The 11,349-nt window shown below is 59.5% G+C and carries 9 protein-coding genes and 4 pseudogenes; 5 read left to right on the top strand and 8 right to left on the bottom strand.

Translation table 11 applies throughout. The annotated features are described in order from the left end of the window. A partial coding sequence (gene tnpC / locus OC446_RS26950) for an IS66 family transposase (RefSeq protein WP_262032046.1) occupies nucleotides 1-669 on the top strand: 669 nt, incomplete at its 5' end. A gap of 3 nt (nucleotides 670-672) precedes the next feature. Here the strand turns inward: tnpC and OC446_RS26945 are convergent. Further along, nucleotides 673-903: a DUF6429 family protein gene (locus OC446_RS26945; protein ID WP_262032045.1), complete on the bottom strand. Its 231-nt coding sequence runs from the start codon at nucleotides 901-903 to the stop codon at nucleotides 673-675. Between the two features lie 60 nt (nucleotides 904-963). On the opposite strand from OC446_RS26945, the pseudogene OC446_RS26940 reads away from it, so the two are divergent. After that, nucleotides 964-1,205: pseudogene (locus OC446_RS26940) on the top strand (IS110 family transposase); the annotation flags it as partial. Between the two features lie 51 nt (nucleotides 1,206-1,256). Here the strand turns inward: OC446_RS26940 and OC446_RS26935 are convergent. Both OC446_RS26935 and OC446_RS26930 read right to left on the bottom strand, forming a co-directional pair. Continuing rightward, nucleotides 1,257-2,984 (bottom strand): transposase, encoded by a 1,728-nt coding sequence (locus tag OC446_RS26935; RefSeq protein ID WP_262032044.1) that lies wholly within the window; start codon nucleotides 2,982-2,984, stop codon nucleotides 1,257-1,259. Nucleotides 2,985-3,491: 507 nt separating this feature from the next. Continuing rightward, nucleotides 3,492-3,842, bottom strand: a complete 351-nt coding sequence (locus OC446_RS26930) for a hypothetical protein (RefSeq protein WP_262032043.1) — start codon at nucleotides 3,840-3,842, stop codon at nucleotides 3,492-3,494. Between the two features lie 14 nt (nucleotides 3,843-3,856). Here OC446_RS26930 and OC446_RS26925 point away from each other — a divergent pair. After that, nucleotides 3,857-4,666 (top strand): annotated as a pseudogene (locus OC446_RS26925) (DDE-type integrase/transposase/recombinase); the annotation flags it as partial. Nucleotides 4,667-4,901: 235 nt separating this feature from the next. On the opposite strand, the gene OC446_RS26915 reads toward OC446_RS26925, so the two are convergent. From OC446_RS26915 to OC446_RS26900, 4 genes and pseudogenes are all read right to left on the bottom strand, one after another. Next, entirely contained in the window at nucleotides 4,902-6,572 is a 1,671-nt protein-coding gene (locus OC446_RS26915) for a recombinase family protein (protein ID WP_262032041.1), read from the bottom strand. Continuing rightward, nucleotides 6,565-6,762, bottom strand: coding sequence for a hypothetical protein (locus OC446_RS26910; RefSeq protein ID WP_262032040.1), 198 nt, complete (start codon nucleotides 6,760-6,762; stop codon nucleotides 6,565-6,567). Before OC446_RS26910 ends, OC446_RS26915 begins: the two co-directional genes overlap by 8 nt. Before the next feature lie 48 nt (nucleotides 6,763-6,810). Continuing rightward, on the bottom strand, nucleotides 6,811-7,608 hold the full coding sequence (locus OC446_RS26905) for an IS5 family transposase (RefSeq protein ID WP_262032039.1): 798 nt from the start codon (nucleotides 7,606-7,608) through the stop codon (nucleotides 6,811-6,813). A 195-nt stretch (nucleotides 7,609-7,803) separates the two neighbouring features. Then, nucleotides 7,804-8,056 (bottom strand): annotated as a pseudogene (locus OC446_RS26900) (IS6 family transposase); the annotation flags it as partial. A 1,228-nt stretch (nucleotides 8,057-9,284) separates the two neighbouring features. On the opposite strand from OC446_RS26900, the gene OC446_RS26890 reads away from it, so the two are divergent. Continuing rightward, nucleotides 9,285-10,055: an IS5 family transposase gene (locus OC446_RS26890; RefSeq protein WP_262032038.1), complete on the top strand. Its 771-nt coding sequence runs from the start codon at nucleotides 9,285-9,287 to the stop codon at nucleotides 10,053-10,055. A 93-nt stretch (nucleotides 10,056-10,148) separates the two neighbouring features. Here OC446_RS26890 and OC446_RS26885 read toward each other — a convergent pair. Then, nucleotides 10,149-10,499 (bottom strand): annotated as a pseudogene (locus OC446_RS26885) (transposase); the annotation flags it as partial. A 120-nt stretch (nucleotides 10,500-10,619) separates the two neighbouring features. On the opposite strand from OC446_RS26885, the gene istA reads away from it, so the two are divergent. Beyond that, on the top strand, nucleotides 10,620-11,349 hold a 730-nt coding region (istA, locus tag OC446_RS26880), incomplete at its 3' end, for an IS21 family transposase (RefSeq protein WP_262032037.1).

Below are 11,349 nucleotides of genomic sequence, written 5' to 3'. Positions count from 1 at the left end.
TTCCTGAAGAGCTACAGCGGGATCCTGCAGGCGGATGCCTATTCCGGCTTCGGGCAACTGTATGAACCGGGTCGTGCGACCGGCCCGGCGACTGAGGCAGCGTGTTGGGCGCATGCCCGGCGCCAATTCTTTGAACTGGCTGAGTTGAAGAAGGGGCCGATCGCGTTCGAGGCAGTCAAGCGCATCGATGCGCTGTTTGCGATCGAGCGCGCGATCATCGGCCAGCCGCCTGACGAGCGACGCTCTGTCCGTGTGGCTCAATCCAAGCCTCTGGTGGATGATCTGGAGAGCTGGTTGCGGGTGCAACGTGGACGGTTGTCGCCCAAGAGCGAGACGGCCAAAGCCATCAATTACATGCTGCGGCGTTGGTCTTCGTTCGCGCTCTTCCTCGAGGACGGGCGGGTCTGCCTGTCGAACAACGCGGCCGAGCGGGCGCTCCGCGGCATTGCAGTCGGGCGCCGGAACTGGACGTTTGCTGGCTCGGATGTGGGTGGCCATCGGGCAGCGGCGCTGTACACGTTGGTCGAGACCTGCAAGCTCAATGAGGTCGACCCGCGGGCCTGGCTGGCTGACGTTCTGGCGCGACTGCCGGAGCATCCAGCCAAGCGCCTTGAGGAACTCCTGCCTTGGAATTGGAAAGTCTTGCGGGATCAGCAGGCCGCCGCTTGAGGCTCAGGGCTTTCGCATAAATAGCACCTTGAAGAGTTCCTCGGCTTTCTGCAGCCCTTCCTCGGTGAGCACGACGGATTTAGCCTTGTTAGCCGGATCGCAGATGAAGCCCTTCTGGTAGAGCCGGTCTGTTGCGCCCCAGTCAAAGCTCTTCCAGGCCCGGCAGCCATCGTGCAGCGTCAGCCACATCAGGGCGAGCACGGCCTCATCGATCTTGTCGTGGTCGATCTCCATGCGGCCACTTTACCACGCCGCAGCCGAAATTCCGCGGTCCTCGGCGGACGCGTACGCAAGACCTCGCGTCACCGGCTCAACCGCGGCGGCAATCGTCAGGCCAACGCGGCTTTGTACCGTGTGGTAATTGTCCGGATGCGCAGCCACCCACCAACCCTCGACTATGCCCGCTAACGAACGGCAGAGGGTAAGGTAAGATCAAGATCATTCGTTGTTGTCTCAAGCGCTTTGTCGCACGGGAGATCTTCGGCTATCTCTGCCGCACCAACAGGCCTCCCGCGGCACTCTCTCAGAGCTCTTGACCTCTATAGGAGCATCAATGCTTCATGGGCTCATGAAACACGGAAAGTACCTCATATTGCTTTAGAAGCTTTTTTGAGCATGTTGCGGCAGGCATTCGTATCTTGGTCTAGGACTACACCACACTTCAAACAGCGGAACTCCAAAGCCGTCGGCTGGATAGGCTCGTTAGTAGCACCACAACCGGAGCAAACCCATGTCGTTGCTTCAGCAACTGAAACTATTGCTACACAGCTTTTAGCCGCTTGGTTTTTGATCCAAGTCCGAAGTCGTGATGGCGCTGCGATCATTCTATAGCGACGAGCTGCCATCGGAAGCGGATTTCCCTTCCCAGAAGGTTTGATTACACGGCTGGCATCCGCAATATCGAAATCATTCAAGATCACAGAATCGACAGAATGCACAACCATGCGGGCAGCCTTGCGGTAAAGATCATCTCGGCGACGGACTAACTTATCACGTAGATTTGCCTCCCAAAGGAGGAGCTTCTTGTCCTCCGAGCGCCACTGTTGTAGAGCTTCAAACTCACCAGCATTCCAGCTTCTTTGCTCAAGCCAAATCTTCCAAAGAACCGCGAGCTTCCCAGAACTGACTCTGGGAAGAGCCTGTATCGCCTCTACATCGGCCTTTAAGATTGCGGGAGCTTTAGACCAGTCTATGGTATTCAGCCGTTTTAGAGCGTTGTGTCTAAGCTTCTCACGTCGCGATCGGAGCTCATCCGCGTGTGCGAAGCCAGCTGCAATATCAGAGGGGATAATAACAGTGCCAAGTGTGTCACTGTCGGATCGCAGAATTGTCGCGACCTTAATCCCGTCAGCAACGCGGCGCCACCCTAGATTGACAGCGACACAATGCCCCGATTTAGGGGTCTCAATTTGAGATGCAGGACGTGTGCAGGTAAAAACGACCTGCCACCGCCATTTCGTGGCAAGTTTGCGACGTGTCACAACGACCTCTTTGATCCGGCAGTCGGCAGGGATCTCCCGATGCATAATCATGGGCCAAGTCACTGTACGCCGTTCTGTGCCCCGTGTAAAAATCGTCACTCTTAGAAAAGTACGCTGGTGCCGACGTCGGTTACCGCGAGCCTGGCTAAACCAAGCATCAGGAGGTAGCGGTGCTACACTCACTTGAGAGTGGGATCCGGCAAACAGATCGCACACGCTCATTCCACCCTGTATCTGATTCGTAAACCGCCCACTCCCATCATATGGTTTGAGCTTCATCTGTCCGCCCGCACGGAGAGCGGCCGTACGTCCACGCTCGAATGACTTTATGACTGCGTTATAGTTGCCCCACCACAAACCGCTAGCTTGCCGAGCTTGTTTCACATTACTACGCCTTTCTTCTTCAAGCTCTCGCAGTTTATCACGGACCTCTTCTCGGAATGCCTTAGCAGCTATGGCTGCACTTTGCTTTGCTGTCATCAACTCTGAATAAAGCTGCCTGATTTTCTGGTCGAATTGAGGTGTGGCTACCTTGCTCCCTCCTTTAGCTCTAAAAAATTTCTTCTCGGCTAGGCAGGCCTGATGCGCGTCTGAAAGTATTGATATTCTGCTCTTAATTTCCTTGAGGTTTGGCGCATCGGCTATGATCAATTTATATTTTTCTTGATTAGTAGCCTCAATGTCGACGAGTTCGTTCCACAACTTTGTCATACGATTCAACTCTTCGTCGCAATCTATATCCCAGTCGACCGGAGATAAGAGCCCGTATTGTCTGATGATGATTTGCTGCTGATCGGGTGCCCGAGCTAAATCTACTACTGAGATATCAGTCATTTCTGCCTCGAACTTGGCTACGCCTTTGATGCGCCATTTATCTTGGTTGTTACTGTTTCTTACTCCTAACCGCAATATTGCACGATGGTGCGGCATACAATCTACGCCGGTTGCAGAACGCCGTGCATGTTCAGAGGGTTTGAGCCTCTGGTGCAATCAGGGCTGAAGCAGGTGAGGCCGGCACTTGGATGGGCACTGTTCTCTCATTCCGGGGATTCTGGTCAAGCCCTTTGAGCAGCCCTTCCCGTTTGGTCGGGTGGTATCACCTGTCGGGTCGTGGTTCTCTCCGCGGTCGGCAGACACCGCCGCATGATTGGGTCGGAAGCCTCAGCCTCGCTATGTTGCATACGCGGTCGACTTCATCCTGGGTGTCTGGAAGCGTCGCCGCAACAGTGCCCGCGAGATGGATGCTGCCTCGTCCCGACAAGGGACATCACTCCGCCAGTCGGCGGATCTCGTGAGCTACAAACTCATGCCGGCAGGTCCTCCTGGTTGGACCAGCGGAAGTCAGTGCCATCGCGCCACATTCTGTCGAGGATCACGAGGTGTTGGACAATGGTGCAAAGTTCGACCTGGCTCAGGTGGACCTGAGAAGCCGGGATCGACCCGGAAGATCACCCGAACAACATCATCGGCCACCTCGATGCGCTTGACGAGAGTGCAGATGATGTCGCGCTTCGTCGGCCAATCCGCACCCGCGAGCCGATCGTGCACCATCGCGGCAAACAGGTCCAGCTTACCAATGACGAGGTGCAGCGAGCGGACTGTCTGGTAGCGGAACGTTGTTGGGATCAGGTGCGTTGCGCGATTGAGGAGTACACTTGGCGCTTTGACGGCCTGCGGCGCCGAGCTTCTCATCACAGGAGGACGTGATGCACTCGCTTCATCCCCAAGCCCGCACCACCCCCGCCGTTCGCCAGGAGATTGCCCGCTCGTCCGAGCCCACCGGGGTACTGGCCCAGCGTTTCAGTGTGAGCACTGAGACCATCCGCAAATGGCGCAAGCGTGGGGCGCAGGACTGCCAGGACCACTCCAGCCGGCCGCACAAGTTGCCCTGGAGAGCCACGGACGAGGAGCGGGCGATCGTCTGCGCCCTGCGGCAGGCCACCGGCTTTCCGCTCGATGACCTCACCTTCATCGTCACGCACTTCCTGCCGCATCTCAACCGCGATGCGGTCTACCGCATACTCAAGGCGGAAGGCCTGGGCCGCCTGCCGCCGGCGCAGCAGCGCCAGCGCAAGATCGGCACGTTCAAGGAGTATGATCTCGGCTTCATCCACATCGACATCAAGCACCTGCCCAAGCTGCAGACCGCCGATGGGGAGAGGCGGAAACGGTACCTGTATGTAGCCATCGACCGCTGCTCCCGCTGGGTGCACCTGGCCGTCTACGACCACGAACTGACCACGAGTGCGGTCGCGTTCCTGAACGAGGCGGTGCGCGCCTTCCCCTTTAAGGTCACGCATGTCCTGACGGACAGGGGATCCTGCTTTACCGCTGATGGCTTCGAGGAGGCCTGCCGGAGGCTGAAGCTGGAGCACCGTAAGACCAAGCCTTACACGCCTCAGACGAATGGTCTCGTGGAGCGGGTCTGGCTGTACTTGCGTGAGCGCGATCTCTCGCATCGCATGCTGGACGATTATGACGCGGTGTTGGACGCGGTCTGCCGCGCCTGGAACCGTCTCCTCGACGGACAGGCCGTCTCACAACATCGACGGCCTACCCGTATCTCACCGCGTCAGCAATTCCCTGGGCGGGTATTAGAGGCTGGTGAGCAATTATCTTTCCCTTTTTGAGGTGAGTCGTCGGAGCAGGATGCGGCTCATCGCGAGATAGAGCAGCATCTCGCCGGTTTCGACGAACCGCTCATAGTCCTTAGCCAGCCGCCGGTTGGTGGTAAGCCATGCCAGTGTTCGCTCAACTATCGCTCGTACAATGGTGCCAAGTTTCCGAATGCGGGTGAGGCTCCGACGGGCTTGAGCCCTCGGACGTCGGAGGTGGCACTCGGAAGATGACTTCAACGTGGTTGCGATCGATCTCGATCCGTCGCACCAAGGTTCGGATCAAGGCTTGCTTGCCAGCAAAGTCCAACTCGTCCAGTCCGTCACTCACCCGGGTGGCAAACTCTTCGAGGCGCCCAATCATCAGGGTCAATTCACGCTCGGCTTGGGCCTCCTCCACCGCCACCCGACGCTGCTCTTCGAGGCGGGCTCGCCGCGTCTTCAGGCCCGCGATGCGCGGCTGGAATTCGGCAGGCTCGATCACCCCTTCGGCGTAACTGTCAATCAATCGCCCGATTCCACGCTGGAGACGCGCGATTTGGCGTTCAAGTTGCAGTATGGTGTCAGAACTGCCTGTGCGGTCTTGGGTTTGCATCAAGCGCCGATGATATTCACCCGCCATCCGATCCGGGTCCTCCAGCAGCGCACGCACCCGGTCCCAGACCGCCTGCTCCAGATAATCGCCTCGGATCTGGGGATTGTCACATACCGCATGGTCATCGAACCGATACCCGTCCGTTCCGATGCAGCGATAATAGCAGTACACGCCCTTTGCTGGATCCCGCTTCGACTGCGGAGCCGTCTTGCCATAATAAGCATAGCCGCAGCGGCGGCATACCGTCAGACCCTGCAGCAGCCAGCGCGGTCCTGTCCGGGATTCCCGCTTGCGCTGGCGGTTCTCCTGCAACTGCATCTGAGCGGCCTCAAACACCGCTGGGTCAACCAAGGCCGGCACCGGAACCTCGATCCACTCCTCGCGCGGCACCTTCACCCGCACACTCGGCCGGCGGCATGGGTGAGGATGCCCCCGCAGGGGCCGCAGGAGCTTGGGTGGCCCAAACACATAGCGGGCATGCCCGTAGATGGCGCGCCCAATGTAGGCGGTGTTCGTGAGCATCCCGCCAAGCGTCGAGGCATACCAGCGGGTCGATCCGCGACGGGTGACGACACCCGCCTGCTGCAACCGGCGGCAGACCTCCCGCAGGCTGATCCGCTCCAGCCCCACCCAGGCAAAGATCAACCGAACCACGCGGGCTTCCTCCGGTACCACTTCAAAGCGTGCCACACCCCCGCCGAGAGCCTTAGGCACGTAGCGGTAGCCATAAGGGCCGGTGGTGAAGGCGCTGACCAAACCCGACTGAGCCGCATGACGCCGTCCACGGCGGCTGCGCTCGAGGATTTTGGAGCGTTCGTACTCGGCGATTACGCCCTGGATTTGCAGCAGCAGATCGTCCTCGGCGGTGCCGCCAATGGCATGGTTGAGAAAGATCACCTCCGCCCCGGCCCGGCGGAACTCCTCCATCAGAAGCACCTGATGGGCATAGCGGCGGGCAAGCCGATCCGGCGCGAGAACATAAACCCGCTCGATCTCTCCGGTCGCAACCGCATCCCGCAAGCGCTCCAATCCCGGACGCACCAGGACGGAGCCGCTGTAGCCCTCATCCACGTAGGCATCCTCCGGCGCGAGGGATTGTTCGTCGGCGGCAATCCGCTCGTGCAGGGCGGCGACTTGGCTGGCGATGGTGTGATCCCGGGCCTGCTGTTCGGTGGAGACCCGCGCGTAAAGGGCGATGCGGCGATCAGACATGCTTACCTCCCTGAGTTTGGGTCTTGTGGACGGGAGTTTCGGATCGGCGGTGTTCGGCGGCTCTTCGGATGGCTTTGGTTTGGATGGGTACGACGCGGCGGTAGGCCTCGATCAGGCATTCGGGGCTGAACCGCGTGATCTCGAAGGACTCCTGCACCTGCAGGAGCGGATGACGCGTCTGCCGGGTCATGGGCGCCTCCCTCAACGGCGCTCCCGACGTCCGCCGCCTGACGCGGCTTTAGCCTGCCACAACTCCTGTCCCGGCGTCTCGCCGGACGCAAGTCACAGCGGTCAAGGAGGACTGGCCAGTCAAATCGGCTGTTGGCACCATTGTACGGGCGATCACCACCCATCGGCGTGCGAGCACCTGGAAGCCGCTTGGTCGCGTCGGCGGCTCCGCATCAGCCCGCATCCAGACGCCGCCGGACCACCAGTGTTGTGGGATCGACAGCCTCCAGCCCAGTGCTTTGCACAGCCAATCCTTCAATCCGCGATAAGCCGTGTCGGCCCACATCAGCTTGATGGCCGGAAACAGATGCTGCAGTCCCTCCAACAGGATCTCGGCTCCGGCGCGGTCGTGGATGTCGGCGGGATGCACGCTGTTCTTCAGGAGATTGCCTTGCGTATCAACGAGAAGATGACGCTTGCGGCCCTTGATCTTCTTGCCGCCATCATAGCCGCGCGGTCCGCCCATCTCAGAAGACTTGACCGATTGGCTGTCGATGATCGCGGCTGTCGGCTGCGGCGCGCGGCCGATCTTACAGCGATAACTCTCGCGCAGAACCTGGGTCACGTGTTCCCAGGTGCCATCCTCGCGCCATTGGGCATAGTGGTAGAAGACGGCACTACGCGGTGGATACTCATGCGGCAGCATCCGCCACTGGGCTCCGGTGCGCAGCAGATAGAAGATCGCATCGACGATGCGCCGTAACGGATAGGTCTGTCGCCGTCCGGCCGGATGGCTGCGGGGGACAAGGGGAGCGAGCAGCGCCCATTCGGCATCATTGAGGTCGCTGGCATAGAGACAGGTGTTCATTGCGGGGGTCCTCAACCGTCAAATAGCCCGCATCCGCCTCACCGATTCCAGTGAAATCTATTCTGAATCAAACACTTGAAGCGAGCAATAAAATTGCTCACCGGCCTCTTACACCACGCCGCGGGACACGATCTCTGCGAGCATGAAATCGATCAGCTAACCGTGCTTGTCGACAGCCCGGAACAGGTATTTTCATCTCCCGCCCACCCGCACATAGGTCTCTCCGACGCCATGAGCCCGAGCGATGCCCCTGATTTTGGTGGATTCGCTTCTCGATCTCCGGCGCGTAGCGCTGAACTCAACGAAAGATCGTGGATGGATCGACCGCGACACCACGCTCCTGCATCATTTCAGACAGATCGCGATAGCTGATGCTGTATTTGCAGTACCAGCGCACGCACAGCAGGATGATTTCAACTGGAAAGCGACGGCGCTTGAAGATATACAACACTTAAGCGGCGACTGGCCCGTGCGGATGGGGATCTCCAAGATAGGCTCGCAGCCGTTCAGAGCCATGATTGTCCACGGGCCCCGAGTTATGGTGCGGACTACACCGAACAAGACGGATCCGGCCAATCAGTGGGTCTACCAGCTTCGGGAGCGACGCAGTTTTAGCTGAGCCACGGTTGCGGTCGCTGACAAGACCGCACGGATTATCTGGGCCGTGCTGCGAACGGGCGAGCCATACCGCGTCGCAACCTGAAGACGTCACGAGCATTGCGAGCATGAGAGGCAATTGAAAGGCACGGGTCGGACCAGCGCGCAACCAGCCTGACAATGATCGTGATATATGAGTCTGACGAGCTATAGAGGCGTGCGCGAGCGGATTCCCCATTTGGGCGCCCCAGTCACGGGTGACGCCAGATAGATGTTTGCAAGTGACCAACGCCCATCAGAGCCGATTCTGCTTGCAACGGGAGAGCCGTCCATATAGGCAACAAGTCTGCTCGGAGATCCTGACCTGCCGGATCAAGTCGCCCACCGGCAATCCCAGCTCCGCCTGCTTCAGACTGCCTCGCCGTGTCACCTTAGAAGAGAACTCCCCCGAACCTCCACCAAATCAATCATAAGGTACAACCCCTTAAACCCAGTGACCTTCTCTGATGTCGTTATATTGTTGATCCCTTTCGAATGTGCAGAGATAGGGATGGGATTTCAAGCGAGAGCGAACTTACGGATTGCTTGCCCAGCTTGCGAGAGCTGTCTCTGGATTTTGATCGGTTGGCATTCCAACATCCACTGGAGCTGGCGGATTGGCCCTCACCATACAGTGCTTCATGTGCGACTTGCGAGCTTCCTTAATCATACGGCGGTAATCAGGCAAGGACAGACTTTTGGTGCGATATATCATTCTAGTCTCTCTGTAGCAGGCATCCCATCGGGTCTTGCCTTCAGGTGTCGAGGCCCACTTTCCGGGATCCGCTAACGCATTGGCTGAGTTAAATATTGTGAGAAGGAAGCCGGCTAGAGGCAGTAAACGCATGTGGAACTCACTTCATGAATAGCTGATCTGCATGGATCTATAACCTGCTAAGAGCTTCCGCGTTTCAGCTTAGTTGTTAGTCAAAAAGGATAACCTCACAAGTGTCGATTTAATCATGCAGCTGCTACGGCCTGTTATGACTTGAACCCTTTGCACCTGGAGGCGTTTTGCTCGTCCTGTTTGAGGAGGAGCCATGCTGACGGACGCACAATGGGCGATGCTGGAGCCTTTGGTGGAACAGTGCCGTCCGAAGGGCAAAACCCCACCGCACGATCTGCGTCGGACACTGGATGCTATCCTCTGGCGCCATGAGAACGGGGCCAAGTGGCGCGCTGTGCTGACGGAACTGGGGCCCTGGTGGCGGGCGGCTTCAGACCTTCATCCGCTGGGCTCGCCTGGGTGTCTGGGAACGCCTGCTCAACCTGGTGCAGGAGCGCGGGATCCAGCTCGGAATGACGTTCCTCGACGGCACCAGCGTGCGGGCTCATCAGAAGGCCGCCCGAGCGCGCCGAAAAGGGGCTCTCAAGCTCAACGAGACGATCGTGAAGCACTTGGCCGCTCTCGTGGCGGCTATTGCACCAAGGCTTGCGTGATCGCCGACAGCCGAGGTCGGGCGATTGCCTTCCGGATTGCACCGGGTCAGGCGCATGAACTGCCTGACGCCATTCCGCTGCTCGACAGCCTGCCAGGTGTCCCGACCTGGGTCGTGGCTGATCGTGGCTATTCCAGTCACAGCTTCCGCGAGCACATCTGGAGCATCGGTGCGAAGCCGGCGATCCCTGCCAAGTCCAATGAGGCACCCGTGGCCTGTCCGGACTGGATCTACAACAACCGCAATGTCGTCGAGCGGCTCTGGGCCAGGCTCAAAGAGTGGCGAGCGGTTGCAACGCGCTACGAGAAGACCGCCTCATCCTTCATGGGCGTGCTCTGCCTCGCCGCAGCAATCGACTGGCTCAAGCACTAACAGGCCGTAGGTTCGGCTTCGATAGTCAGAGTGCACTGGCAAGATGAACAGCTTTCGCTGTAATTACCTTAGGCCCTCCTTCCGCACTGAGGTTCAGGCGGACACAGTCTGAAGGATTGTCTTGAACGCCTTGGTCCCCAAGCTGAGACGAGCCGTGTCAACGACCGTCCGAATGTCCGCTTCGCCTTCGGCAGCCCACATAGCACGTTAGCCGTTGGTTACCTTGCGCTGAATCACGGCGGGTCTGAGCGCGCGTTCGCAGGCGTTGTTCGTCGCGTCAACCATGCCGGGCCAGTGGGCGAAGGTCAGAAGCTGATCGCGGGCGCGCCGGAACTTGGTCTCAAGCGCACGGGCCAGAGCGTACGAGGTCAGCGCAGCCAGGATCGCCTCCAAACTTCGCTCCAGAGCCCGGCGCTTGCGGGTGAGGGTCGCGGCGGCAAGCGTTGCGATGTGTTTCGGCGTGCAATGTTGACCCTCTGAGACGGGGGATCGGCATCTAAATTTGACCCCTGCGGCTGTCACGCGAGCAAACTGCCTATCCTGGATCAGGATAGGTGGCAGGGGATGAAGGGCGTGGACACGATTGCACGGATCCGGCGCGAGTTCTTCGTGCGCGGCAAAACAATCAAGCAGATCGCCCGCGAGCTCCACATCGCGCGCAACACCGTCCGCAAGGTGCTGCGCTCGGGAGCCACCGAGTTCCGCTACGAGCGCGAACGCCAGCCTCTGCCGCGGATCGGCCCCTGGAGGGAGGATCTGGATCGGCTGCTGGCGCTCAATGACGCAAAGCCCGCTCGGGAACGTCTGACCCTGATCCGGCTCTTCGAGGAGCTGCGGGGTCTTGGCTACGAGGGCGGCTATGACGCCGTGCGCCGTTATGCCAGGAGTTGGCGCCGGGAGCAGTCCACCTCTGCGACCGCCGTCTTCGTGCCGCTCAGCTTTGCACCGGGCGAGGCCTACCAGTTCGACTGGAGCCACGAAGTCGTCCTGCTCAACGGCATGCCGGCCACTGTCAAAGTCGCCCATGTCCGCCTCTGCCACTCGCGCATGATGTTCGTGCGGGCTTATCCGCGCGAGAGCCAGGAGATGGTGTTCGATGCTCATGACCGCGCCTTCGCGTTCTTCAAGGGCGCCTGCCGGCGCGGCATCTACGACAACATGAAGACGGCGGTGGACACCATCTTCATCGGCAAGGAGCGTGCCTACAACCGCCGCTTTCTCCAGATGTGCGGGCATTATCTGGTCGAGCCGGTCGCCTGCACGCCAGCCTCCGGCTGGGAGAAGGGTCAGGTGG

Source organism: Microvirga sp. Mcv34 (assembly GCF_024519725.1).
Classification (GTDB): domain Bacteria; phylum Pseudomonadota; class Alphaproteobacteria; order Rhizobiales; family Beijerinckiaceae; genus Microvirga.
This window is presented reverse-complemented; position numbering and strand designations above follow the sequence as displayed.

Bases quoted from the DNA above. Each gene is read 5' to 3' on its own strand.
- OC446_RS26945 (WP_262032045.1), bottom strand. From the start codon at position 903: ATGGAGATCGACCACGACAAGATCGATGAGGCCGTGCTCGCCCTGATG.
- OC446_RS26935 (WP_262032044.1), bottom strand. From the start codon at position 2,984: ATGACTGATATCTCAGTAGTAGATTTAGCTCGGGCACCCGATCAGCAG.
- OC446_RS26930 (WP_262032043.1), bottom strand. From the start codon at position 3,842: ATGAGAAGCTCGGCGCCGCAGGCCGTCAAAGCGCCAAGTGTACTCCTC.
- OC446_RS26915 (WP_262032041.1), bottom strand. From the start codon at position 6,572: ATGTCTGATCGCCGCATCGCCCTTTACGCGCGGGTCTCCACCGAACAG.
- OC446_RS26910 (WP_262032040.1), bottom strand. From the start codon at position 6,762: ATGACCCGGCAGACGCGTCATCCGCTCCTGCAGGTGCAGGAGTCCTTC.
- OC446_RS26905 (WP_262032039.1), bottom strand. From the start codon at position 7,608: ATGAACACCTGTCTCTATGCCAGCGACCTCAATGATGCCGAATGGGCG.
- OC446_RS26890 (WP_262032038.1), top strand. From the start codon at position 9,285: ATGCTGACGGACGCACAATGGGCGATGCTGGAGCCTTTGGTGGAACAG.